Here is a 26,979-nt window from a genome sequence, read left to right on the forward strand (position 1 = left end):
TGTGGGATTATAAATACAGGAAATTGTAATTGGAACAATTCAACGAAAAAAAAGAACCCCAGCGACGGAATTTTTAATCGCTTGGGTTCTTTTTAAATTCATCAACTGATATTAGGTGTAGATTCTCTTAGGATGAGTTTGGTATAAATATGAGAAACCTGATAGGGTTGCTTCGGATCATGAATTCGGGAAAGTAGCATTTCAGCTGCTTTGACACCCATCTGATTACTATAAATATGAACAGTGGTAAGATGGGGTTCTACAATGCTTGATTCAGGACCATTATCAAAACCACAAATGACGAGGTCATTAGGAATAGAAAGCATATTTTTGAGTGACTTCATAAAGGTAACCGCAATATAATCGTTAGCACACACGAAAGCAGAAGGAAGCTCATTGATTTGGCTCAGCCTAGTATCTGCCCACTCCGGACTCGAAAAAAACAGTCGGTCGTCATCGAGAATACATTGTGAGAGATCAAGCTGAATCCCACATTCTATCAAAGCGCGATTAAAGCCCACCCATCTTTCGTTAAAACTCCTACAGTGATTATAGTCCCCGATGAACCCCAGTGATGTGTAACCGCCATCAATTAACTTTTTTGTAAGTTGATATGTGCTGTGTTCATTTTCCATGAGAAGTACATCTGCTTGGAATTCAGGGTAGCAGATATCGGCAGAGCAGTCGATGAAAATAGTTGGAATGCCTAGACTTGTAATCAGCTTACTATATTCGGAATTGAACAACTCAATACAAATAATTCCGTCTACATTGGCGACATCAAAATTATTTGGAAGAGACAAGGACTCCTGATCAATGTCTCTTATAATGTGCATGGATAAATTATATCCTTCCGCGCTGATTCGTTTCTCCATGCCACTGATCAGTTTCGATCCAAAGTGGGAAGTGTTAGGTAAGTTTTCTGTTAATAAAGCGATGTTTCCAGAGTTTCTTGGTTGAACACTCTCGGTGTCCATAAAAGCAAATTGTTTATATTTTAACTCTATCGCTTTCTTTATAACCTTGTTTCTGGTTTCATCAGGTATACCATTCGTTCCATTTAAGGCTTTGGAAGCTGTATTTCTGGAGATTCCTAAAGCATCCGCGATGTCTTGTATGGTTACTTTTTCCCTGGCCATCTATGTAATTCACCTCTATATTCTTGTTCTTAACCTTCGCCACAAATAGTGTACTATTTGTCATGATTCCAACTCTCTTTAATGTATATTAGTTTACTCAAAATAGCAATATAATATTTACAAATGCACAATTTAGTTTACATTTTACCAGTGGGTAAGTGTGCGAAAAAGGTATTATTCTTTTCATCTTCATGAGAATATGTTGACTTTAAAGTATACAATCCTATTTAAATTGGCTGTATTTGTAATTTTGTAAAATTTAAAGCGTCATTTATGAACAAAGTATTTTGTCATATGCACATAAATATTTTTACAAAATGTATTGACGAACGATTAAGTGTTTGGTAAATTGTAAAAGCAGCAGGACATAAGCCAATTGAAAGCCCTTACTGCATCAAGATATAAACATTGATAAGAACGGAGGTAAAGGCATTGCAAAACCTAATAGAAGCTGAACACAGAACAATGGTGCCCAAACATAAGAGCTCCTTACTAGACTATCTAAAGAAATACTACTTTCTTTATATTTTGCTCGCACCAGCTGTGATCCTGACCCTGATTTTTAAATACGGTCCTATGTATGGTGCGATTATCGCCTTTAAAGATTTCAGCCCAATCAAAGGGATTATGGGGAGTGAATGGGTAGGCTTGTACAACTTCGAGAAATTCCTGTCATCCCCCAACTTCGAAGTTATCTTTATGAATACGCTTAAATTAAGTTTTTTCGGATTAATTCTGAGTTTTCCAATTCCAATCCTGCTTGCGTTGATGTTAAATCAAATTCGCCGTGCAGGCGTCAAAAAGAACATTCAGTTGTTCTTGTATGCACCTAACTTTATTTCTGTTGTCGTTGTGGTCGGGATGTTGTTTATCTTCTTGTCCCCAACGGGACCGATTAACCAGTTTTTTACGTGGCTTACAGGTGAACCAATCATGTTCATGTCTCGTCCGGAGTACTTCCGTTCGATCTACATTCTTTCTGATATTTGGACCGGAGCCGGTTGGGCATCCATTATTTATGTAGCAGCACTTGCTAATGTCGATCCTGAGTTACATAATGCAGCCAATCTTGACGGCGCTAATCTTCTACAAAGAATACGCCATATCGATTTGCCAACCATTCGTCCAATTATGGCTATCGTATTTATCCTTGCAGCTGGTGGGATTATGTCCATTGGTTTCGAAAAAGCCTATCTCATGCAAACGGCGATGAACTTGCCAACCTCAGAAATCATTCCGACTTACGTTTATAAAATTGGTTTGCAGTCGGGCGATTATGCCTATTCAGCCGCAGTAGGGTTGTTTAACTCTATCATCAACATCGTCTTGCTCGTCACCGTTAACTTCACCGTGAAGAAACTGAATGAGGGCGAAGGTCTTTACTAAGAAAGGAGCAACAAGCTATGCCCATTAAACATTCCGGATTAGATCGCTTTATCGTCGTGCTGAACGCGATCTTCCTGACACTGGCCGTACTTATCATTGTACTTCCTTTGATTTATGTAGTGATTGCATCTTTTATGGATCCATCAGTTCTGCTCAGTAAAGGATTATCATTCAACCTTTCGGACTGGTCATTAGAAGGGTATATAAAAATTCTTTCTAATCCGGCCATGATCCGAGGTTTTGGAAACTCTGTTTTATACTCTGTTTCATTTGCTATGCTTACCGTTCTCGTCTCAATCTGTGCAGGGTACGCACTGTCTGATGACAGGCTCAAAGGAAAAGGATTCTTCATGACCTTGTTTATTATCACCATGTTCTTTGGGGGTGGGCTTATACCTACATACCTGCTCGTTAAGAACCTTGGTCTGCTTGATACAGTCTGGGCGGTGATTATTCCAGGGGCAGTCAATGTATGGAACATCATTCTCTCTAGAACTTTCTTCAAAGGAGTACCGAATGAAATGAAGGAAGCCGCTAATGTCGACGGAGCTTCGGAGATGCGGATTTTCTTCAGTGTCGTATTACCGCTCTCCAAACCGATTGTTTTCGTGCTCGCTCTTTATGCTTTTGTGGGCCAGTGGAATTCCTACTTTGACGCCATGATCTATTTAGATAATCCGAATCTTCATCCACTGCAGCTCGTGTTGCGGTCCATCTTGATCCAGAATCAGGTAGATCCGGGCATGATCAGCGATCAACTCGCCATGGCGGAAATGAAACGATTGTCTGAAATCATCAAGTACGCTGCCATTGTTGTTTCCAGTTTGCCACTTATTGTTATGTATCCGTTCTTCCAGAAGTACTTTGAAAAAGGTGTTATGGTCGGTTCCCTTAAGTAGGAAACAGGCTGCACATAGATAAAGATTAATTCATTCATATCTAATTTGGAGGTCATACCCTATGAAAAGAATTAAGAAATCAAGAGTATCAACGAAAGTAGCTTCTGCATCTGTACTTGCTTCGTTTATGTTCCTTACTGCATGCGGTGGCGGAGGAGGAGGGGGAAGTGCAGCTAGTAAAGAACAGGACGCCAGCGGTAAAGTAACTTTGAACTTTATTACGCAAAGCTCTCCACTTGCACCCGTTGATCCAAATGAAAAACTGATTAATAAGCGTCTTGAAGAAAAGACGAATGTTCATATTAATTGGAAGAATTTCACGAAAGACGTATTTGTTGAAAAAAGAAACTTGGCTGTGGCAAGCGGCGATCTTCCTGATGCAATTTTTAATGCGGACTATAGCGACTATGAGCTGCTCAAGCTTGCTAAAGATGGTGCCATTATTCCGCTGAATGAGCTTATCGAGAACAATATGCCCAACTTCAAAAAGGTGCTGGAAGAAGCACCGGAATACAAGAGTATGATTACGGCACCAGACGGTAATATTTATGCCTTTCCGTGGATCGAAGAGCTGGGCAATGGCAAAGAAAGAATCCAGGCGGTAGACAGTATGCCTTGGATCAATGTGGAATGGCTTGAGAAGCTGGGCCTTGATATGCCTACAACAACAGAAGAATTAAAAGAAGTATTAATTGCCTTCAAGACAAAAGATCCAAATGGCAATGGTAAGGCTGACGAAATTCCTTTGTCCTTTATTAACAAGCCTGGAGCAGAAGATCTGGTTTTCCTATTTGCTTCATTCGGATTGGGGGAGAACCCCGACCACGCGGTTGTAAGCAATGATGGGAAGGTAATATTTACGGCGGCACAAGATGATTACAAAGAAGCCGTTTCTTTTATTAACGAGCTGTATAAAGAAGGACTCATTGATATTGAAGCCTATACACAGGACTGGAGTACTTACCTTGCAAAAGGGAAGGATCAGAGATACGGACTTTACTTCTCATGGGATAAAGCCAACATCACTGGAGCAAATGACATTTACGAGGTTATGCCTCCACTTGCTGGACCAGATGGTGAAGTTAACGTAACAAGAACGAATGCGCTTGGTTTGGGCAGAGGTAAGATGGTTGTCACTAGCGCCAATAAGAACTTAGAAACGACAGCAAAATGGGTTGATCAACTCTACGATCCGATTCAATCTGTACAGAACAACTGGGGAACGTATGGAGACGATAAACAGCAAAATATTTTCGAATTTGATAAAGAAAAAGAAATGCTGAAGCATTTGCCGCTGGAGGGTGCAGCTCCTGTAGAACTACGTGAGAAAACAAGTGTCGGTGGACCCTTAGCTATCCTTGATTCCTATTATGGCAAATACACAACCATGCCGGATGATGCCAAAGGCAGAATGGATATTATCAAGAACATCATGGCGCCTAAAATGAAAGCAGAAAACGTAATGCCGAGTGTATTCCATTCTATTCAAGAGCTTGATCGCCTTACGACAATTGAGACGGATCTATTTGCCTACGTGCTTAGAATGCGTACTGAATGGTACCAAAATGGTAAAGTCGAAGCGCAGTGGGATGAATATTTGAAAGAATTGGACCGTCTGGGCCTGCAAGAATGGCTTGAAATTAAACAAGGCGGCTATGACAGAGCAAGCAAATAATAAACTATAAATAATATGCGGTAAATGCCGTGTTCGGGAGTAAAGGAGAAAACAATAATGTCTACGATTGCGAAACAAAATTACCGCGGAGTGTATCATTTTTCCCCTAAGGAAAAGTGGATGAATGATCCAAACGGAATGGTTTATTTTGAGGATGAATATCATTTGTTTTTTCAGCACCATCCAGGTGGAATGACTATGGGCGCTATGCACTGGGGCCATGCGGTCAGCAAGGATCTGGTTACATGGGAGGAGCTGCCTATCGCTCTTGCTCCAGATGAGTTAGGTATGATTTTTTCCGGCAGTGCCGTAGTTGACTGGAATAATACGACTGGATTTTTTGAAGATGAACCAGGTCTAGTAGCGATTTTTACACACCATTTGGATATGCCGGAAGGCAAGCCAGCCATTCAGCGTCAAAGCTTGGCTTATAGTAAGGATAACGGAAGAACCTGGACGAAATATGATGGAAACCCGGTACTTGAACATGATACATTCATTGATTTCCGTGACCCAAAAGTATTTTGGAATAAAGATACTAATCAATGGGTGATGATTGTAGCTTGTGGCCAAACGGTGTGTCTATATCATTCTCCTGATCTGATGAACTGGACTTTTGCCAGTGAATTCGGAGAAGGAATCGGTTCTCATGACGGGGTATGGGAATGCCCGGACTTGTTCCCGCTAGCCATTGATGGCGATCCTTCGAACACGAAATGGGTGATGCTAGTGAGCATCGGTGCGGATCCCGCTTTTGTGGAAGGATCAAGAACACAGTATTTTACAGGGGATTTTGATGGAGAAGTGTTCACGCCAGATGAAGATTCGATAAAAGTTCGCTGGCTTGATTATGGAAGAGATAACTATGCAGGTGTAAGCTGGTCCGATATACCGGCGGAAGATGGAAGAAGACTATTTATCGGCTGGATGAGCAACTGGATGTATGCTAACAAGACGCCAGCAGAAGAATTCCGTGGCGCGATGACAATTGCAAGAGAACTTCAGCTCGAATCAAGACAAGGGGGAACCTTTCTTGTGCAGAAGCCGGTACAAGAGTTGGAATCAGCTCGTGTACAAGTCCTTTCTATAAAAAATGCAACGGTGCAAGAAATCAATACTCTTCTTAAAGAGATTCACTTGGAATCTTATGAGATTATAGCTGAGTTCGCTCGGGGTAAATCTGTAGGTTTCAAGGTAAGAGTTGGTGCGGATGAACAAACAGTGATCGGTATCAACGGTGAGACAGAGGAACTTTATGTAGACCGGAAGGCTTCGGGCCAGCATGATTTCCATGAACATTTCGTAGGACATCATTCAGCCAAACTCGCAGCGCTTGATGAGTCAAATGATCTCCGTATTTATGTGGATCGCTCTTCCGTTGAGGCGTTTAGTAATGGAGGTCAGGCAGTGATTACGGATCTTATATTCCCTGGACTAGAATCTAAAGGTATTGCTGTGTTTGCAGAAAATGAGAATGACTTGCTGATTTCCCTGGATATCTATGAGCTTACTCTCTCTGCTGAGCAAGACAAGAATTAGTCACCGAGAGGAGTCTTGTATATGCGTATAGGAGCGATTGAAGCTGGCGGAACGAAGTTTATATGTGGCATCGGGAATGAAAATGGGATCATTGAAGATCAGATCAGTTTCCCGACAGAACATCCTGAGTTGACGTTGCCCAAAGTTATTCAATATTTTCAAGACAAACCAGTAGAAGCTATCGGAATTGGATCGTTTGGTCCAATCGATATACGCCCAGATAGCCCGACGTATGGTTACGTTACAACAACACCAAAACCAGGTTGGGGAAATTACGATATGCTGGGCACTTTGAAAAGACACTTTTTGGTTCCCTTTGGCTGGGACACGGACGTCAATGCAGCGGCATTTGGTGAAGCCAAATGGGGCGCAGCCCAAGGGTTATCCAGCTGTTTGTACTATACAGTTGGCACGGGTGTTGGTGTGGGAGTGTATTCAGAAGGCAAACTCATACATGGTCTTGTGCATCCTGAAGGGGGTCATGTTCTTACAAGACGCCATCCTGAAGATGAATTTCCAGGGGGATGTCCCTATCATGGGGACTGCCTAGAAGGGATGGCGGCAGGTCCTGCTATTGAAGCAAGGTGGGGGAAGAAGGGACATGAACTTCCTATAGATCACCTTGCATGGGAAATGGAAGCATTTTATATTGCGCAGTCGATTACGGGTGCTATATTGCTTAACTCTCCTCAGAAAATCATTCTGGGTGGTGGTGTTATGCAGCAGTCACAATTGTTTCCACTTATTCGGCAGGCCGTGCTACAGAACCTGAACGGTTATGTCAGCTCAAGTACTATTTTGGAACACATAGATGAGTATATCGTTCCACCAGGACTAGGCCAACAGGCGGGATTATGTGGTGCTCTCGCTCTTGGACTCACAGCACTGGAAAGTCAGATTTCTGCTTAATTGTAAAAGAATATAGAGAGGAGGTCAGTGCAATGAATTGGTCTCCTTCTTATTTTACAATAAAAGAAATGATTGATGATAGAAAAAGAGGGTGAAGAAGATGGTTAATAAGGGAAAAGTAGCTTTACGCTTTCTCATGGCAACAGGATTTGTTATGACTTCCGCAGGCATATATGTAGCCAATCCCGGTATGGGTTGGGCTGCGCCCGCTGATCAGGAGGTAAGTAAACAAGCTAAGGAGGGGCTTTCTATTTTTGAAAGCGTAACCAAAACAAACACAAACTTGACAGGTTGGCAAATAAAAGGAAAAGGTAAGTTGGCGGATACTGTGGAAGGGATTTTACTGACTTCCGATCCACAAGAAAATGTAATGGCAATCTCCGAAACGGTGTCAGAGGATTTTATCTATGAAGCTGATGTCATGATCAAGGATATGCAAGCGGACGCGACCTTATTGTTCCGTTCTAATGAAGATGGCTGGGGTTCCTACATGCTCCAAATTGTTCCGAATGCAGGTATGATCCGCTTACGAGACGCAAGTGATGGTGAAGGGAAATTAAAAGAGGAGCGGAAGGTTACTATTAAGGCAGGAGAGATCTATCATCTCAAGGTGAAAGCAGAGGGTTCATCACTGAAAGTATATTGGGACAACGAATATAAACCTTTGATTGAGGTTCAGGATGATGCGTATCGTACTAGTAAGCTGGGACTCAATGTATGGAATGGTTCTGTTTTGTTCCAAAATATTTTCGTGAGTGACCTGAAAGGAAATTTGGGTGCTGTGGTTACAAATAAAGGACAATGGCAGCCTAATATCAACGGCAAAAAAGGAATGGCAGTAAACCAGATGAAGTCACAGCAAATTTATAATAAACAAGCTGCTGATTTTGTATATGAAGGAAATCTATCTCTTCGTCCTGATTCTGTTGCAGCGCTCGCCTTTCGTTCATCGGCTGATGGAACAAAGGGATATGAAGCAGCCCTTACGAAGGAAGGAAATCAGGTTCGTGTAAGTCTGACGAAAGCTAACGGAACAACGATTGCAAGTTCACAGCATACCTATCCAAGTCAGGCCGGAGCAAAACATCATGTAGAGATAAAGGCGAGGGGAAACAGAATTCAGGTCTTTCTAGATGGATACACCCCGGCCGCAATCGATCTAACAGATAAAACCTATACCGATGGATATGCAGGAATCGTTGTTAAACAGGGAACAGCTTACTTCCAGGATACCTATGTGACGGATGCCAGCAATTATTATAGTGAAAAATATCGTCCTCAATACCACTATACGCCAATTCGTGGTTCTGCCAGTGATCCGAACGGACTTGTCTACTTCGAAGGTGAATATCATCTATTCCATCAGGACGGAGGCACTTGGGCACATTCTGTCAGTAAAGATATGCTGAACTGGAAGCGGCTTCCGATTGCGCTGCCGTGGAATGATCATGGGCATGTCTGGTCTGGATCAGCTGTGGCAGATTTGACGAATGCATCAGGTTTGTTCGGGGATTCAGGAGGTAAGGGACTGATTGGTTACTACACTTCCTATAATCCCGATGGCCCGAATGGGAATCAGCGTATCGGTCTTGCATACAGCAAGGACCAAGGTCGTACTTGGGAATATTCCAAGACACGTCCAATGGTTATCGAGAATCCAGGCGATAATGGAGGGGAGCCGGGAGGCTGGGATTTCCGTGATCCGAAAGTGATTCGTGATAATGACAATAACAGGTGGGTAATGGTTGTATCCGGTGGAGATCATATTCGTTTCTTTACTTCAACAAATCTACTTGATTGGACCCTGACAGATAGTTGGGGATACGGGGACTATGTTCGCGGCGGTGTATGGGAATGTCCGGATCTGCTTCAGCTTTCGGTAGACGGAACATCACAGAAGAAATGGGTTCTGATGATTAGTACAGGAGCGAATTCAAAAACAGGCGGATCAGATGCTGAATATTTTGTGGGTCATTTAACAGCGGATGGTAAATTCGTTAATGATAATCCGGCAGGGAAAGTATTGCGAACAGATTTTGGAAAAGAATTCTACGCTTCAATGTCTTTTTCAAACATGCCAGATCATCGCAGCGTAATGATGGCGTGGATGACAAACTGGGACTATCCGTTTGCTTTTCCAACAAGCCATTGGAAAGGCGTACTGTCAATCCCAAGAGAAGTCTCATTAGTAACGACAAAAGATGGGATTCAGCTCGCTCAAAGCCCGATCAAGGAGTTGGGATCGCTGCGTAGTCAGCTGTATTCTACTGCTAACAAAGAGGTGAGTCCTTCTTCTCAGAATCTATTGAAGGGGGTTACCTCTGGTGCATACGAAATTGAAGCTGAAGTAGAAATTCCAGCAGGTAGTCAGGTTAGTGAATTTGGCTTTAACGTTCGTGTAGGGGGAAGTCAAAAAACGGTTGTTGGATATAAACCTGGTGAGGGTCGGATTTTCGTGGATCGGTCTGCATCTGGTTTGACGGATTTTTCGAGTCTATTTAATACAAGACATGAAGCGGCAATGCAAACGGAGAACAAGCGAGTTAAGCTGCGTATCCTTGTAGATGAGTCTTCTATTGAGGTTTTTGGCAACAACGGTAAAGTTGTTTTCTCTGACGTCATTTTTCCGGATCCAGCCAGCAGAGCTTTGAGTTTTTACACCAAAGGAGGCAACGTAAAAGTCGTATCTCTGAAGGTGAATCAGTTAGGCTCTGTATGGAATCAGGAGACGGGCTCAGCTACCAAGATAATGATGGATACAAGTGATCGCGAACTGAGCAAGGGGCAAAGCGACATACTTTTGGCGATGGTAGAGAATGGTACCGGTAATGGGGCACAGCCGCTTAAATGGAATTCCAGTAACAAGGATGTTGTTGAACTAAACGTGGTGGATAAATCCCAGGCAACCCTTGTAGCTAAAAAAGAAGGCGAGTCTATCATTACCGTCTCTACTCCAAATGGGAAGACATCCGCTAGCTTATTAGTTAAGGTATCTGGGGGTGAATTTCATACGAACTTAAGTGGGTGGACTAAAGATCTATCTGCAGCCTCCTGGGTCATTGGTGAAAATGGGATTCGTGGAAATTACTGGAGTGACGCGAATTATATCGCAGAGAAGCAGGCAGGAGATTTTACTTATGAAGCAGAGATGATGTTAGGGAAATCCGGAGGAGCAGGCTCTATGTTGTTCCGTGCCAGCGAAGATGGACGCAGCGGATACTACTTAAATCTGGATCCGAATATGAAGTCCATCCGTCTGTTTTATAAAATCGACGGCCGTTTTGAAGAGCGTCAGATTCTAGCAAAAGTTCCGACGTTCATTCAGCCGGGTCAAACCTACAAAGTGAAAATCGAAGCGAAGGGCCCGCATATCGTGGTTTATGTGGACGGGCAGAAAGTGATCGACCTGCAGGACGGCACATTTGCAGAAGGCCGCTTTGGACTACATGTATTTGGCGGAAATGTTTCATATCAAAACGTTAACGTGAGCGGAGAAACACCTGCCGATTTAACCACTTCCAGTCTAGTAAATGTAGAACTAGAGAAATCCCTTTATACAGCAAATCTCGCAAATGGTGAAGCTGTTACACTGAAGGATGCGAATGATTTTACGGATCAGAAGTGGGTATTCGTGCCGACGGGGGACGATGCAGGTTCCTATTCTATTCGTACAACAGCCGGTCAGGCGCTTGATCTAGACACAGGGCAAAATAAAATTCAGTTATACCCTTATCTCGGATATAACAATCAGCGTTGGATTTTTTACAAAAATGATGATGGGACCGTAAGTATTATTTCTGCTCATCATAAGAAAGCGATGGAAGTATCAGCGGATGGGTCGACACTGTCCCTTAGCGAGCTTGATCCTACTCTTGATCGACAACAATGGGTAATTACCAATTAACCTGAGGATGATAGAAGCAATGGAAGGGGGAATAGCGTGTCTAAAAAGCAACTTGTCTGCGGATGAGTTGCTTTTTGTTTTGGCTGCATTTTATGTATTGACGGATATTGGAAATGTAAGTAGAATGTAAATTAGTTAAAACCTTAAAACTTTTGCAAAGAATTTTGGTGTTCTTGATAAAGGCAAAGCTGACATTCAGTGTGCAATTTTCAATCAGAACATAGAAATATCACGAAAGGTAAGGTTTTTTTATTTACCTAAAAAGTTTAATCGTTTAAACTTTGGGGTGACGGAGGTATGGAAGCTAAGATGAATATTCATGATGTAGCCAAAAAGTCGGGACTCTCTGTAGTGACCGTATCCAGGGTGCTTAACAATTTACCCTCTGTACGGGAAGCTAATAGACAGAAAGTGCTGAAAGCTATGGAGGAATTAAATTATCAGCCCAATTCAGCAGCGCGGAGTCTTGTGAGAGGCAAAACGGGAGTCATCGGGATGTCGATTACCAACTTTAACGACTCTTTCTATGACCGGGTTATTCGCGTGGTGAACCGGAAGCTGGCGGCGCAAGGGTATTTTTTAGCCCTATCGATCGCCGAGAATGAGGATGAAGGCGATAATTTCCTGTTTCAGAAGGATCGCGTTGATGGAATTATCCTGTTGTCCCCACTTGAAGAAAAGGCATATGTAGAGGAACTGAAAAGAAAAAATATTCCGTTTGTATTGCTGGATAACCAGTTTCAGCATGAGGATGTGCCTAGCGTCGTGGTCGATAACTATCAAGGCGGGTATGAGGCTACAAAGCACTTGCTCGATCTTGGGCACACTCAAATCGCCTATATTGGCGGCCCTTCGGTATTTCTAAGTGTAGCGGAGCGTAAGCGCGGTTATGTCCAAGCGCTCGAGGATGCCGGGTTAACGCCATTCGGAACGGAATACTGCAGTTTTACAGTAAGCGGCGGCTATGAGGTGGCCAAGAGATGGATCCGCGAAGATAAGCTGCCGACAGCTTTTTTTTCCGGGGACGATTTTATTGCTCTTGGAATGGTTCAGGCTCTCCGGGAAGAGGGAATTCGAGTACCCCACGATATCTCAATTGTTGGATTTGATGATCAGCAGTTCGTAGGTGAATTTTACCCGCGGTTAACGACGGTCAGACAACCTGAGGCACAAATGGGCAATATAGGCGTTGATTTACTACTAAAAATGATCAATGGGGAGGTGATGCCGCCCGCTGTAACGAAGCTCGCTCCGCAGCTACTCATTCGTGAATCCACCGCATCTGTTAGATTACCTTGAATTTTAGGAGTGAAATCATCCGTGAAGTATTTTTTGGGAGTTGATGCAGGAGGCAGTAAAACCCACGCAATGATTGCAGATGAACAAGGGAAGGTCATCGGAGTTGGCAAGGGTGGGATCGGAAATCATCAAATAAACCGTGAGCAGGCGGTGAACAGTTTGCAGCAGGCCATATCGGAAGCAATTATGGCGTCAGGGCTGACCAAGGATCAGCTGGATTACTCCTGGTTCGGCTTAGCGGGAGCGGACAGAGAGGCTGATTTCCGGATTTTGCGACCGATCATCAGCAGCTTTGATCTTCCCCAAACTGAGATTTCCTGCGACACCTGGATTGCCTTGCGGTCAGGTACAGAGAAGAACTATGGGATCGTGCTGATTTGCGGATCAGGCGTGAACTGTAGTGGTAAAAATCCGTTGGGTGCTACATACCAATGTGGTGGATTCGGCTACCGGTTCGGGGATTATGGCGGTGGCTATGATTTAAGTATTGAGGTATTCCGTAGCGTCCTTCGGGCGGATGAGGGAAGAGAGAAGGAGACGGTCCTAACCGAACGCTTAACGGAATTGTTGGGCTATTCCAATGTTTCGGAGCTAAGAGAGGATTACCTGGATCATTTCAGAGACCTGCCTCCCCATATTGCTGAACTATTGTTTCAAGCGGCAGAGGAAGGGGACCAGGTTGCCACCGAGCTGCTGGTCAAGCAAGGGGATGAGCTGGGTTTGGCCGCGGCATCGGCCATCCATCGCTTGGGCATGGAGGAGGACTTCTTCGACATCGTACTTGCAGGCAGCCTGCTGACAAAGGGAGACCGCTCAGGCATCATCCGGCGGGCCATTGAGAGAAGAGTGAAGTTGTCGGCTCCGAATGGCACTTTAAGGATTTTGACCCGGGAGCCGGTTGTAGGATCGGTCGTTCTGGCTATGGAAAGCAGCGGTATGCGTGTAGATCAGAAGGTTCTAGATAATCTATCACAGGGGAAAGTACTGAACACAATAGGCTAGTTTTTATAAGACCAAAATGAAAAAGATGAAGGAAGGGTCTATCATGGAGGAAACATTGAAGCTGGTTGTCATCGGAGCGGGATCATCGTATACGCCTGAGCTTATTGAAGGCATCATCCTGCATCACCAAGAGCTTCCCATTCGCGAAGTATGGCTGGTGGATATTGAGGAGGGAAGGGAGAAGCTGCATACGATTGCAGAACTGAGCAAACGCATGATTGCTGAGTCCGGACTGCCGATTACCGTGGTCCAGACGCTTGAGCGCAGGGAAGCCATTGCCGGAGCGGACTTTGTATGTACGCAAATCCGGGTAGGCATGCTGGAAGCGCGCAAATGGGACGAATTAATTCCGCTTCAATACAATGTCATCGGCCAGGAGACGACAGGTCCCGGAGGGATGATGAAAGGCCTACGGACTATCCCGGTCATTCTGGATATTTGCAAAGACATTGAGGAGCTGGCTCCGGATGCCTGGTTGCTGAATTTTACGAATCCGGCCGGTATGGTGACTGAAGCTGTTCACAAATACTCATCGGTAAAAAGTGTAGGCCTGTGCAACTCGCCGATCGGTTTTCAAAAGTGGCTCTCCGAGTTCTTCGGACTTCCTATGGAGAAAATCTACGCGGAGTTTGTCGGCATCAACCATCTGCACTGGGTATCCGATATCGTGATTGACGGTAAAAGCAAGCTGCAGGAGCTCATTGATTACCCGCAGAGTTACAAGGCGAGCAATGTGCCGTTTGATTCCTGGGACTACCGGTTTCTGAATGCTTTGAAAGCGATTCCCTCTTATTACCTGAGCTATTACTATATGACGGACGCGATGCTTGCGGAACAGAAGGAAGCAGCAGCAACGACTGGATCGCGCGCTGAGGTAGTGAAGAAGGTGGAGGAAGAGCTGTTTGAACTGTACCGGAACGTAGCGCTGAAGGAAAAGCCCAAGCAGTTGGAACAGCGCGGCGGAGCCTACTACTCGGAGGCGGCAGTGCTGCTGATGCGCTCCATTTATAATGATTCCCGCGATATCCAGACGTTGAATGTAAGGAATAACGGAATGATTGACTTCTTGCCGGACGATGCCTCTATTGAGGTGAACTGTATGGTAACCAAGCAAGGCCCGCTGCCGATTCCGCTGCGTATAATTCCTCAGCCCATCAAAGGCTTGCTGGCCGCGGTCAAGCAATACGAGAGCCTCACCATCGAGGCGGCTGTACACGGAGACCGGGATATAGCCCTACAGGCTATGGTTCATCATCCGCTCGTGCCTTCGGTCACCGTAGCTGAACAACTGCTGGATGAAATGCTGGAGAAGAACAAATCGTTGTTGCCGTTGTTTCACTAGAATCGTCCAGAGGAGGAAAAGCGGATGAACACGGCCGAGAAACCGCGTAGATGGAAGAAATTTATCAGTCAATTGGATTTGCAGTCCATGGTTTGGCCGGGAATTATCTTTGTATTCATTTTTAGCTACATTCCGATGTATGGCGTGGTTATGGCATTCCAGCAATACGATATTTTTGGCGGCATTATGAAGAGCCCCTGGGTTGGATTTATGCATTTCAGAATGTTCTTCGAGGCGCCGGAGTTCTGGAATGTGATGCGAAATACCCTTGTGATTAGCTTGCTTAAATTGATTATCTCTTTTCCTGCCCCGATTCTTCTTGCACTGATGCTGAATGAAATCGGGAATATGGGCTTTAAACGGATTATCCAGACCGTCAGCTATTTACCTTATTTCCTGTCCTGGGTTATTGTATCCGGTTTTGTATTTTCGCTGTTATCCGTTGATAACGGAACGGTGAACTATTTGCTGGAGCGATTCAATTTGGTAGGGGAGCCAGTTAACTTCCTGGCGTTACCCAAATACTTTTGGTCGATTCTAGTAAGCGTAAATGTATGGAAAGAGGTCGGATTCGGGAGCATTGTCTACCTGGCCGCGATTGCAGGTATTGATCCAACCCTATATGAGGCCGCTTCTATAGATGGAGCAAGCCGGTTTAAGCAAATTCACTTGATTACACTCCCCAGCATTACCCCCATTATCATCATCTTTATGATTCTTGCCATCGGCAGTCTGCTCAGTGCGGGCTTCGAGGATATTTTGCTGCTGGCAACCAATCCAATTCTGCGACCCTACTCCGATGTTATCGACACCTATGTGTACCGTGTTGGGATTTTAAATGCCAGATTCTCTTATGCGACAGCGGTAGGGCTATTCAAGGCGGTGATCAGTGTCATTCTGCTAGTGACGGCCAACAAAATCGCTCGCCGGGCAGATGTTAGTCTCTGGTAGTACTACTACTCATAGCGAATGCTTCCGATGCTCCATAAACCTTTTAGGAGGGGTGAACAATGAGACTAAGCCTAGGCGACAAAATCATGCAGCGGAGTATTTATATCCTTTTGACGCTGCTGGCGTTACTCATGCTATACCCGTTTTGGAATGCGTTGGTCATTTCCTTTAATCTAGGGAGCGATACGGCGCTCGGCGGTGTAACCTTGTTACCGAGAGCTTTTACCCTGGAAAATTATTATATTGTGTTTCAGGATCAACGCCTGCTGAATTCTTTTCTGATCACCATTCTTAGAACGTTAAGCGGCACGGCATTGTCTGTCTTTTTCACGGCACTGTTAGCCTACGGAATGTCCAAGAAGACATTGCTTTTTCGAAAACAATATATGGTGTTCTTCATGATTACGATGTTCTTCAGTGGAGGGCTCATCCCTAGTTATTTACTAGTTCGCTCTTTGGGTATGCTGGACACCTTTTGGGTGCTGATTATCCCCGGCATCATCAGTGTTTGGAACATGATTGTCATCCGCACCTTCTTCCATGCTCTGCCGGAGGGTTTGGAGGAATCTGCCAAAATCGACGGCAGCAGCAACTACGGCATTTTTTTCCGAATCGTCATTCCGGTCTCCGGCCCGGTGCTGGCCACGATTGCCTTATTCACCGCAGTAGGTTATTGGAATGACTGGTTTACGGGAGCGATCTATATTACAAAGGATCACTTGCTCCCTATACAGACCCTGCTGCGCCAGATTATGAACTCCAACATCATGACCCAAATTGGCTCATCGAATGCTATCGCGCTGGATCATATGAACCGGAATCGGACGATTACCACGAAGTCACTGACTATGGCTACGATGATGATCGCTACCATTCCAATTATCCTGACGTATCCTTTTCTCCAAAAGTACTTTGTTAAGGGCGTAATGATTGGTTCGATGAAAGAATAGCAGTCTCCATATTATGTAGAAAGAAGGGAAAAGATGCGCAATCGTATGAAATGGGTATCTCTTTTGCTGACTTCACTGGTGCTTCTTCTCGCTGCCTGTAGCGGAGGAGGGAATTCTAACACTTCACCAAACACAAGCGAGAAAAATCTGAATACTGAGGCCGCCACAGATGACGGCAGCGGGATCAAGCCCGTCACCTTCAGCTTCTATGGAAACTATGACTGGCTTACGACATCACCCTGGGGGGATAATGAGGCGACAAAATGGATTCAGGAGAACCGTAAGGTTACTGTTGAACCCATACAATCCGGAGGAGCGGCCGGAGAAAAGCTCAACACGATGATCGTCGGCGGTGATTTACCGGATGTCATTTTTACTGACCGGGGATCCTCAGTGGAGCGGCTGGTGCAGGCAGGACAACTCGTTGCGCTGGATGATTACTATGAGAAGTATCCGAACTTCAAGAAATATGTGAAGGAATCCACCCTGAATTTGCTCCGTTCAGAAGACGGGAAAATCTATCAAATCCCGAACTGGTATACATCCGGGCAATTCGGCAACGGCGGATGGATGGTGAATAAAGATATTTATAACGAACTCGGCAGACCGGCGCTGGAGACCTTTGATGATTTGTATCAATATTTGCTTAAGGTGCAAGAAAAGTATCCGGATGTAGTACCTCTGGAGGTTGGGGAGAAGGGGGCAGGTCTGGAAATTATGTATGGTGGTTTTAAGGAGAACTCCACCAGTAAGTTTATTTCACTCATGGGATATCCGGATGGCGACAAGCTGTCATCTATCTTGGATGATCCTGCTTACGAAGAGATGGTGCTATATATTAATAAGCTGTATCGTGAACGGCTGATTACGCAGGATGCACTGCAGCAAACCCAGGATGCGGTCAAAGAAAAGGTCAATACCAACCGGGTAGCAGTCATGGTCGAATCCAATATCACTACGTATGGAGCCGAGGGACACCGGGCACTGACAGCGAATAATCCGGACAGCGGTTATGAGATTATATGGCCGATTCATAAATCCGGACTAGACAAAACACGAGTGTTTGTAAGCGGCTTTGAGACGCTGGGTTGGAACGTTAATGTCATTACGAAAAAGGCCAAGGATCCGGAGGCCATCTTCGCTTATTTTGACTGGATTACGGGTCCGGAGGGGCAGAAGGTGCTTTTCTTCGGTCCTAAAGGCTTGTACTGGGATGAAGAGGATGCGGACGGAGCTCCAATCCCGAATGAGAAATACAAGACGACTCCTGCTAACGAGCGTACGGAAACGATGCGGAAATTCGAGGACTTTAACTGGGCGGGAAATACGACCTTTATTGATACGGCGAAAATGAGCCTCGAGGCGCTGCTTTCCGCGAACCAGAAATCCTGGGAGACCGTGGCGCAGTCCACGGTGACCTGGAAAACCGCGTTGGATATCACAGAGTTTGTAAATACCGATCCGATTCCGGATACGGAGATCGGCATCATCGCACAGAATATCGGGGATATTTATACCCTTGCTTACGCCCAGATGGTTCAGGCGAAGTCGGATGAAGCGGTGTTATCGGCGCTAAAGACAGCTAAAAAGAACACCGAAAAAGCGGGGCTTGCTAAGCTGCTTGAATTCAGAACCGAAAAATGGCAGGAAAATGTTAAGAAAATCAACGCGACGAAATAAGACTATTTATAAAATCTTATAATTGTGGAGGCGAGATTATGGCATTTGCGTTGAGATCGAGGTTCATAGCACTGTTAAGCATCGTGTTGGTTTCTTCGATAGCCGGTGGTTCCGTTCCTGTTATGGCCGAAGAGGAGAGTAACCCCCCTTTCGAAACGGAAGTTATTGTACGGACCGTAAACCAGTTTAAGAACATGGCGGATGTCCAGAATTTCATCGCGCTGTCTACAAGCTATGGCGTCGATGTTATTAGCATGAACGTGAAGCAGGATGAAGATGATGAGGTTCCGTCTGGAAGTGTATTTTATCAGAGTAATATCGCACCAATTGCCCAAGGCTACCAGAATTTCGATGCCCTGCAGGCTGTCATTACGGCAGCCCATGCTGCAGGAATCAAGGTTCATGCCTGGATTCCGCAGTTCCATGATCAGCAGGCTTTCCTGGAGCACGATGAATGGCAGATGCAGGCGCTGGTTGACGGGGTTCAGACACCGTTTACAGGTTCTAACGGCAACGAATACTTCGTCAATCCGATTCACCATGAAGTGCAGGAGTATGAGCGTTCCATTATTCAGGAAGTAATCGAGAATTATGATGTGGATGGCGTTGTGCTGGATTGGATCCGCTTCGACAATTACAACATGGACGTCAGTGATTACACGGCCCTGAAGTATCAGGCGCAGTTCGGGTATTCACCGCTCAGCATTGACTTCGAGACAGATTCGCCTCAGCGTGAGCAGTGGAATGAATGGAGAACCGAACAAATCGGACAGTATGTGGGCGATATCCGTCAGGATATCACACAGTCCTCGAAGCCGGATGTGCAGCTCGGCGTGTATATTTTGCCGCCAGAATTCATTGAAGTTGGGCAGAATGTAGCCAAATTCAAGGATGATATCGACTTTGTTGCACCAATGGCGTACTTTGATGACTGGGAGTTCAACAGTGATTGGGTATACAGCACTTCCTACGGAATCCTGAAGGATACGAGCGACCGGATTAGCGGCAGTGATGTGGAAATTGTTGCGACGCTGGATAATGACTGGACAGATGATCAATATCAGGAGATTTACAAGGGAATCCGCGAGAATTATCCAGGTGTGAAGCGTCTGTCGTTCTTTGCTTACGGGGCCTGGCCAGAAGATGAGCTAGCCAATATCAAAGAACGTGAAACCTGGCCTACGCCAGGCTGGACGCCTCCGGTAGAACAAGACTATCCGGCTCAATTACCAGCAGGGTGGAAGGCGCGAAATATTGGTTCCATGCCGGGGAACGTTACCTACAATTCTTCCAATAAGCAATTTACACTCAGCAGCAGCTCTACGGATATCTGGGGAAATGGAGATCAATTGAATTATATATACCAATCCGTGCGGGGCGATGCGGAGATTATTGTTAAAGTGCAGTCCACTAGCCGATTGGACGGCTGGGCCAAGGCCGGCATTATGATTCGGGAGTCGCTGGGTCATAATTCGAAGCACGCAGATATGATGCTTACCCCCGAGAATGGGGCCACCTTCCAGTATCGTGCAGAGACTGCGGGCAATATGGTTGATCAGACTGCGGCTGCCTCGGCTCCAAGATGGCTAAAGCTGACCCGAAGTGGAAATACCTTCAAAGGGGCTATTTCGACGAACGGGAATAACTGGCAAACGGTCGGAACTGTTCAGATTCCGATGAACCGCAAGGTGTATATTGGCATAGCACTTAGCAATCCCGGGGATGACTCGAGGAATAAGGCTGTGTTTGGAAATGTGAAGATTACGGATTAAGCCTAATACAAGGGCACCGGTTCTTCTTTATCCGGGGGAGTTTTCGTTTATCAGGTTAACCAGAAATATTTGGTTGACCTTTTTTTGTTTCCGTTTAAGGTGATGGTGGGGGATATATCCAATTGAAATCTGAAATGAATTTAAAGCTGCTAAATCCGGTGGTATATTTAATGCAGCTAATTCTATAATATAGCTAATTCTATAATGCAGTTTAGCTTATTAATAATAGTCTTTGAGAATAACTTATACAGAATAGGAGAGATACGATGAGCGAGCGTATACCCTGCCAAACCTCAGGCTGCAAGGGAAGCATACTTCCTGCAACTGCTTTAAAGACGGGGGGAATCTGCATGCCCTGTCATCAGAGGAAGCTTGCGCTGGAGGAAAAGGCTTATATTGAACAAAATCGAAAAGACGTTGATTTGTACGCAGGTGTGAATGATCCGGTTGAAATTCTTAAAATCATGCACAAACCGCGGAGATGGAGCCCGCTTGAACACGAAATTCCCTATCACAAAACCGCGCAAGAGTTGTATCGTCAACTGACTGAAAGCGAAAGGGAGCGATTGGAATCCTACGCCATTGAATTGATGGAAGAAGATGATTTTGACCAGGCTGAGACTATTTTACTGTCGCTTATATGTTTTTCAAGTGCTCGCATTGAACGGGGGCTGGAAGTTTTTTTTCACAAAGGGAAGTATTATCCCGGTATTCTCTATAAAGAAGCGGGTCAGGAGATCCGCGATATGATCATTCATCAGTTAGAGCATGACTCGGAAAACCGTAATCATTTGCTGCTTGCATTGGCCTGGATTGGCGATGAAGAGGTTGTACGGCAGTTCGAGACATGGCGGCAGCATCCGCCTCGATGGACATCGGAGTTAAATGTGGCTCCGGAAACCTATGCTCACGAAGCAGGATGGGAATTAGATCCCGACGGTGGGAAAAGGCTGCTCTTTTACCCCGAGAGTTATCATTTTGAAGTAAACAGGGACGGAAAAAATGGAATGGATCGGGATCATACGGCGGTAGCAGCGCTACAGGCGGGTGAGCATTCCTGCCCTTGGTGTGGCGGTAAATTGACAGTGCTGTTTGATTACGATTTGCAGAATCCACTGGTTCAATTTATGAAGCTTTCCGGCCAGCGGTTAAGGATTGCAGCTTGCATGCATTGTAATTGTTATGGCACCGTGTTTATGAAAGCGGAGCTGGATGGCCAATATTCGTGGAGTGAATATAATACCGTTCCTGATTTTTTGCCTGCAAATGAAGACAGGGAAGAAATAGCATGGCATGCCATGCAGCTATCGGAACGGCAGATGGGAACCTATGAAAATTCGTATTGGATGCTTGAGGCGCCTGCGTCGCAGATTGGAGGACATCCGGCTTGGATTCAGGATGCGGAATATCCTGTGTGCCCTTGCTGTTCGACGACGATGAAGTTTATTGCCCAAATGGACATGGAACAGGCCGAGGACAGCGAGGGGATTTATTATGCATTTTTGTGTGAGGGTTGCCGGCAGGTAGCTGTGAATTACCAGCAGACATAAATCAACTTATTTCTGATTAGCGTAGATTGGAACTTCAGACTTAAAAGAGAAAAATGCTGCCTTAGACAACTAAGGTCGGCGTTTTTTTATTTTGTATAAACATGATGATCAAAGTACCTTGACTGTCACAGTAGTATGATATACAATGCGATTATGAGGTGATGAAATGAGTGAGAACAAAATCACATCCGATCTGCTACGAGGACATACCGATACGATGGTATTACGGCTCTTGTCCGAAGCCGATCGTTATGGATATGAAATCGTCAAATTGATTGCTGAGCGTTCCGGAGGCGAGTATGAATTAAAAGAAGCTACGATGTACTCCAGCGTCCGGCGGCTTGAGGCAGACGGTGATATTGAATGGTATTGGGGGGATGAGTCTCAGGGGGGACGACGGAAGTATTTTCGGATTACCGAGAAGGGGAAAGCTGTTTACGCCAATAACAAGACTAATTGGGAGTACGCAAAGCGTGTGCTTGAAAACTTATTATAAGGAGACTTGATAATATGAATGAGAAATTAAACATGTATTTAAATGGCGTATTCGCACCCTATGACGGGATAAAAAGCGTTGCTGAATTAAAGAGTGACCTCCTTTCCGATTTGCAGGAGCGGTTCAGTGAACTCAAGGCTGAAGGCAAGGATGATGAAACGGCGTTTAAGATGACGATAGACAGCATCGGCGACATTGAACAGACGGTGCAGGAGGTTGCCAATCTCTCCCGTTCACTTGAGCGGCAGGTGGTGACGAGCTTTAGGGCGAGCAACTTATCGAAGAGTGATTTTGCAGGCGTTACCGCCCATAAAGGGGATTTTAAAGTGAGCGCGTTGCGGGGTTCCGATTTTACAGGCGCTGACTTGACTGGCAGTTCTTTCGCGGGCAGTGACGTAGGCGAGGCCAAGTTCGACAGCGCTAATCTGACCGACTGCAATCTGTCCGGCATTGAACTGGCAAATGCGAGCTTTCACAAATCTATTCTTGTTCGCACCAACTTTAGCTCATCAGGACTTACAGGGGCGAAATTTATCAGTGCAAGACTGACCGACGTCAAGCTGTGTACGACTGATCTCACGAAAACAATCTTTGAGAACTGTATCTTTGACGGTGTGGAATTTAAAACCTCTGATCTGCGGGGATTATGTTTTGACGGCCAGACCTTTATCGGGGTCAAGTTTGAAAAGTCGGCGCTGAACGATATTTCGTTTAGAGGTGCGACGTTAAAAAATGTGTCATTCCTCTCCGGGTTTTCGTTATCCAAGAAGTTTTATCGTGCAATCAAAACGATCAACTTTGATGGTGCAATGATGGATAAGTTGACCTTTGCTGCGCTCAAAGGCATGGACGCTGATTTGACAAAGGTTACAGTTCTATAAGCCTGAGCTTCCGAAGTGAGTTTTGCGGGGGAATTCCATGAAGATATGCTAACAAAACCTTGAGGAGGGAATGCAATGAACAAGTCCATTAAAGTGGTTGGGTTAGAAAAGTCCTACAGACAGCTTCAAGTTTTAAAGGGGGTGGATTTTGAAGTGGAGCAGGGCAGCGTTTTTGCTCTGCTGGGCTCCAATGGTGCAGGCAAGACCACCATTGTCAAAATCCTCACCACTTTGCTGAATCAAGATGGCGGGACTGCTGCAGTGAACGGATTTGATGTCGCCACAAAGCCTGATTATGTACGCCAGTCCATCAGCCTGACGGGTCAATTTGCTGCCGTGGATGAGATTCTGACCGGCCGGGAAAATCTGATCATGATTGCGAGGCTCCGCCATGAGAAGCATCCGCGTCAAGTTGCGGACGATCTGCTGGAACGCTTCACTTTGACCGCTGCCGCGGATCGCAAGGTATCCACTTATTCAGGCGGGATGCGCCGGAGATTAGATCTCGCGATGAGTCTTGTTGGAAAACCGCAGATTATTTTCCTCGACGAACCAACCACTGGACTTGATCCTGAGGCAAGGATGGATGTATGGAAGATGGTTAAGGAGCTTGCCGACGGCGGTACGACTGTCTTTTTGACGACGCAGTATTTGGAAGAGGCAGAGCAGCTTGCTGATCAAATCGCCATTCTACATGAAGGTAAAATTATTGCGAGCGGTACACTCGAAGAACTAAAAAAGCGTTTTCCGCCCGCAAAAGTTGAGTACATTGAAAAGCAGCCGACGCTGGAGGAAATATTCCTCGCAATCATCGGCAAAAAGGAGGGAAAGTAAATGGAAATGATTAAGAAGCACTTTTTCAGTGACATGAGTGTAATGCTCGGACGCTCTATGCGCCATATTCTCCGCAGTATGGATACCATCATCACGGTAACTATCATGCCAATTGCATTTATGCTGTTGTTTGTTTACGTGTTCGGTGGGGCCATCCAGGCGGGTACGGATAACTATGTGAATTATTTATTGCCCGGGATCATACTGATCGCTATTGCAAGTGGTGTAACTTATACGGCTTACCGCCTGTTTAATGATGTGCAAAAAGGGATTTTTCAGAGATTCCATTCTATGCCGATTGCACGTTCTACCCTGCTGTGGGGACATGTGCTGACCTCCCTGATATCCAATGCGATTTCAGTTAGCGTCATCATTCTTGTTGCATTGATTATGGGGTTTCGTTCATCGGCAGGAGTGCTCTCATGGCTGGCGGTTGCCGGCATCCTCATATTGTTTACACTGGCTCTAACTTGGGTCGCAGCAATTGCTGGACTATCCGCAAAATCGGTGGACGGCGCGACTGCTTTTTCATATCCGATTATTTTCCTACCTTTCATCAGCTCGGCCTTTGTGCCTACCGAATCGATGCCGCCAGTCGTTCGCGCCTTTGCTGAAAACCAGCCCGTTACATCTATAGTAGAGGCGGTTCGCTCCCTCCTGATGGGGCAGCCTGTCGGCAATGATATTTGGGGAGCCATCATATGGTGCATAGCCATTCTAGTAGTTGCTTATTTAATAGCGATGCGGGTATACAAACATAAAGTAGTTTAATTGCCAGATAACGTTATAGGGTTTAGAAGCGACTTGTCTGCGGATGGGTTGCTTTTTTTCATCTCTCTACGTATCACTAAGCTGTATCCCTTTTTCTTTCACAAACTTCTCCAGAACCTTGAAATCCTCAGTAACCTTTTTAAAAGGTAAGGCTTCCAGTACCTGATCCCGGTAATCCTTTTTGGCGGCAATGGACAGGCGGGAATCAAGTATGCTGAGCACACCAAGGTCAGTTTCACTGCGGATCAGGCGCCCGGTTCCTTGTCTTAACCGAAGCAGCATGTCCGGTACAAAAACCTCTTTCAAGGGATTCTTTGCCATCGAAGTCTTATATTCATAGACAGGATCGGCAGGAACAGGGAAAGGCAGACGGAAAATGATTAACTGCGACAAATCGGAACCTTCGATATTCACACCTTCCCAGAATACACCGGTACTAAGTAGAACGCCTTTACTGCCCCGAAAGTCAGCTATCACCCCGTCCTGGGACGAGCCTTCCCTTTGAACATGTAATGCCCATGCCAGCTTCTCAGAGTTTAATTTCTTATGAATATACTTCATATCCTCTTTAGCTGAAAAAAGAACCAATGTCCGCCCGTCTGTTAAATTACAGAGCTTCATCATTTCTTTGTATGCCGCTTCAAGATAATCTTCCCGCCGCTGATGGTTATAGTAGGGGATGTCCTTGGCAATGTACAGCATGGTGTGGTTGTCATAATCAAACGGTGAAGCTTGGCGCTCCATATAATCTCCCCTGTAACCGAGGGACTCAGTGAGATAAGCGTATTGTTCCTCCAGCGTTTCTCCGCTTTGACACATCGTTGCTGACGTTAAAATAACAGAGGTTTTCCCGTTAAATAAGGTATATTTCAGAAACTGGCTTATCCCTTTAGGGCAGATACTAAGGGTACTCTCCCGCTGGGTATTGCTTGCCCAGATCAGATAGTTATCCTCTACTCCGGCGAGTACATCAAAGAGGTCGATAAGTCCGTTCATGGCTTCGAAAATGTTGTCAATCTCCCGCTCATGCCGTGAAGTTAAGACGGAAAGGCTGAGATTAAAATCTTTTAAAACCTGTGCCGCTCGTCTTAAGGGGATTCCTGTGATCTGCGATATTTTTATACGGTCATTGTCCTGCTTGGCTGTTTGCAGTAAGTCTGCCTCAACTTGTTTAAAAATATGGCCAACGCATCTTTTTATAAATTTAAATTGCGGCATAAGCTCCGTATCGGCAGATTGCTTGAAGAGAATCTGTAAGGCGTCATCCAGAATACGGCAGGTTCCCCGGTATGTAAATTCGACCGTTCTTGCATCTCTAACCTTTGCTTCCAGATTATGAGCTTCATCAATTACGATCAGAGCCGGCCGTTCAGTGATTAACCCCTTCGTTCCTTCCTTTTTCTTAATTAAATCACGGATGAGCAGATCCTGGTTTACGATAATAAAATCCATATCGCTCGCGTTGGCATTAATTTTAGCTCTCATCTCATAAAACGTACATGTACTTTTATAATGGCAACGTTCAAATTTGCAATCATTCACACAAACGTTAGACCATACTGCATCACTAACCCCGCCCTTAATATCTGCCCGCTCATCAATTTCATAATTGACAATCTGTTGAGCAAGCGCAGACAGAGGGGCGTTTGAATCATCCGCTTGGAACAGATCTGCTGCCCTATACCGGCAAGCATACTGCCCCATGCCTTTTCCAACTACCGAACGTACCCTTGTAAATCCGAGCCGACTTCCGATGAATCTCAGATCTTTATGTATTTGTTCTGAAAGTTGTATGGAGGATGTCGCAATAATAACCGGTTGCCTTGAGATTTGGTTAATAAGCAGGCTGGGAATGAGGTAGGCAAAGGACTTGCCGATGCCGACTCCAGCTTCAATCATCGCGTTACGACCATTAATATAGGCATCAGCGATATCTAGAGACATATCCTGCTGGCCGATCCGCTCTTTAAGTCCAATCCTGGGAAATTTATCATACATGC

The 26,979-nt window shown here is 45.3% G+C and carries 20 protein-coding genes; 18 read left to right on the top strand and 2 right to left on the bottom strand.

Annotated features, from left to right (window positions below):
* Positions 1–101: 101 nt before the first annotated feature.
* Positions 102–1,139 (bottom strand): LacI family DNA-binding transcriptional regulator, encoded by a 1,038-nt coding sequence (locus tag NST40_RS07115; RefSeq protein ID WP_076276583.1) that lies wholly within the window; start codon positions 1,137–1,139, stop codon positions 102–104.
* A 465-nt stretch (positions 1,140–1,604) separates the two neighbouring features.
* Between NST40_RS07115 and NST40_RS07120 the strand changes: the two genes are divergently transcribed.
* From NST40_RS07120 to NST40_RS07205, 18 genes are all read left to right on the top strand, one after another.
* The gene (locus NST40_RS07120) at positions 1,605–2,525 is read left to right on the top strand and encodes an ABC transporter permease subunit (RefSeq protein WP_076276674.1); all 921 of its coding nucleotides are present in this window, start codon (positions 1,605–1,607) and stop codon (positions 2,523–2,525) included.
* A gap of 17 nt (positions 2,526–2,542) precedes the next feature.
* Positions 2,543–3,424 (top strand): carbohydrate ABC transporter permease, encoded by an 882-nt coding sequence (locus NST40_RS07125; protein WP_036675818.1) that lies wholly within the window; start codon positions 2,543–2,545, stop codon positions 3,422–3,424.
* A gap of 61 nt (positions 3,425–3,485) precedes the next feature.
* The gene (locus tag NST40_RS07130) at positions 3,486–5,099 is read left to right on the top strand and encodes an ABC transporter substrate-binding protein (RefSeq protein WP_076193509.1); all 1,614 of its coding nucleotides are present in this window, start codon (positions 3,486–3,488) and stop codon (positions 5,097–5,099) included.
* A gap of 57 nt (positions 5,100–5,156) precedes the next feature.
* A complete protein-coding gene (locus NST40_RS07135) occupies positions 5,157–6,638 on the top strand; it encodes a glycoside hydrolase family 32 protein (protein ID WP_076276582.1) in 1,482 nt (493 codons plus the stop codon).
* A gap of 21 nt (positions 6,639–6,659) precedes the next feature.
* Positions 6,660–7,547, top strand: coding sequence for an ROK family protein (locus NST40_RS07140; protein WP_076276581.1), 888 nt, complete (start codon positions 6,660–6,662; stop codon positions 7,545–7,547).
* A gap of 100 nt (positions 7,548–7,647) precedes the next feature.
* Positions 7,648–11,451: a GH32 C-terminal domain-containing protein gene (locus NST40_RS07145; protein ID WP_342410546.1), complete on the top strand. Its 3,804-nt coding sequence runs from the start codon at positions 7,648–7,650 to the stop codon at positions 11,449–11,451.
* A gap of 297 nt (positions 11,452–11,748) precedes the next feature.
* Positions 11,749–12,750: a LacI family DNA-binding transcriptional regulator gene (locus NST40_RS07150; RefSeq protein WP_076125296.1), complete on the top strand. Its 1,002-nt coding sequence runs from the start codon at positions 11,749–11,751 to the stop codon at positions 12,748–12,750.
* 21 nt (positions 12,751–12,771) lie between these two features.
* Positions 12,772–13,752, top strand: a complete 981-nt coding sequence (locus NST40_RS07155) for a BadF/BadG/BcrA/BcrD ATPase family protein (RefSeq protein ID WP_076125294.1) — start codon at positions 12,772–12,774, stop codon at positions 13,750–13,752.
* Positions 13,753–13,795: 43 nt separating this feature from the next.
* The gene (locus NST40_RS07160; protein ID WP_076307094.1) at positions 13,796–15,094 is read left to right on the top strand and encodes a 6-phospho-beta-glucosidase; all 1,299 of its coding nucleotides are present in this window, start codon (positions 13,796–13,798) and stop codon (positions 15,092–15,094) included.
* Between the two features lie 24 nt (positions 15,095–15,118).
* Entirely contained in the window at positions 15,119–16,045 is a 927-nt protein-coding gene (locus tag NST40_RS07165; protein ID WP_076185343.1) for an ABC transporter permease subunit, read from the top strand.
* 59 nt (positions 16,046–16,104) lie between these two features.
* Complete coding sequence (locus NST40_RS07170; protein ID WP_076125288.1) at positions 16,105–16,995, top strand: carbohydrate ABC transporter permease; 891 nt, start codon at positions 16,105–16,107, stop codon at positions 16,993–16,995.
* A 33-nt stretch (positions 16,996–17,028) separates the two neighbouring features.
* Entirely contained in the window at positions 17,029–18,675 is a 1,647-nt protein-coding gene (locus NST40_RS07175; protein ID WP_076219658.1) for an extracellular solute-binding protein, read from the top strand.
* Positions 18,676–18,713: 38 nt separating this feature from the next.
* Positions 18,714–20,447, top strand: a complete 1,734-nt coding sequence (locus NST40_RS07180) for a family 10 glycosylhydrolase (RefSeq protein ID WP_342410547.1) — start codon at positions 18,714–18,716, stop codon at positions 20,445–20,447.
* Between the two features lie 266 nt (positions 20,448–20,713).
* A complete protein-coding gene (locus NST40_RS07185; RefSeq protein WP_342410548.1) occupies positions 20,714–21,997 on the top strand; it encodes a DUF1963 domain-containing protein in 1,284 nt (427 codons plus the stop codon).
* Positions 21,998–22,163: 166 nt separating this feature from the next.
* Positions 22,164–22,493 carry a PadR family transcriptional regulator gene (locus tag NST40_RS07190; protein WP_036675798.1) on the top strand — a complete coding sequence of 110 codons (330 nt, stop codon included), beginning with the start codon at positions 22,164–22,166 and terminating at the stop codon, positions 22,491–22,493.
* Between the two features lie 14 nt (positions 22,494–22,507).
* On the top strand, positions 22,508–23,374 hold the full coding sequence (locus NST40_RS07195; RefSeq protein WP_076219656.1) for a pentapeptide repeat-containing protein: 867 nt from the start codon (positions 22,508–22,510) through the stop codon (positions 23,372–23,374).
* 75 nt (positions 23,375–23,449) lie between these two features.
* Complete coding sequence (locus tag NST40_RS07200; RefSeq protein WP_076185338.1) at positions 23,450–24,208, top strand: ATP-binding cassette domain-containing protein; 759 nt, start codon at positions 23,450–23,452, stop codon at positions 24,206–24,208.
* Positions 24,209–24,979, top strand: a complete 771-nt coding sequence (locus tag NST40_RS07205) for an ABC transporter permease (protein ID WP_076276575.1) — start codon at positions 24,209–24,211, stop codon at positions 24,977–24,979.
* Between the two features lie 66 nt (positions 24,980–25,045).
* Here NST40_RS07205 and NST40_RS07210 read toward each other — a convergent pair whose 3' ends face one another.
* The gene (locus tag NST40_RS07210; protein ID WP_256718975.1) at positions 25,046–26,977 is read right to left on the bottom strand and encodes an ATP-dependent DNA helicase; all 1,932 of its coding nucleotides are present in this window, start codon (positions 26,975–26,977) and stop codon (positions 25,046–25,048) included.
* Positions 26,978–26,979: the final 2 nt, after the last annotated feature.

Origin of the sequence: Paenibacillus sp. FSL R10-2778 (assembly GCF_038593035.1) — a bacterium.
Lineage (GTDB): Bacteria > Bacillota > Bacilli > Paenibacillales > Paenibacillaceae > Paenibacillus_AQ > Paenibacillus_AQ odorifer.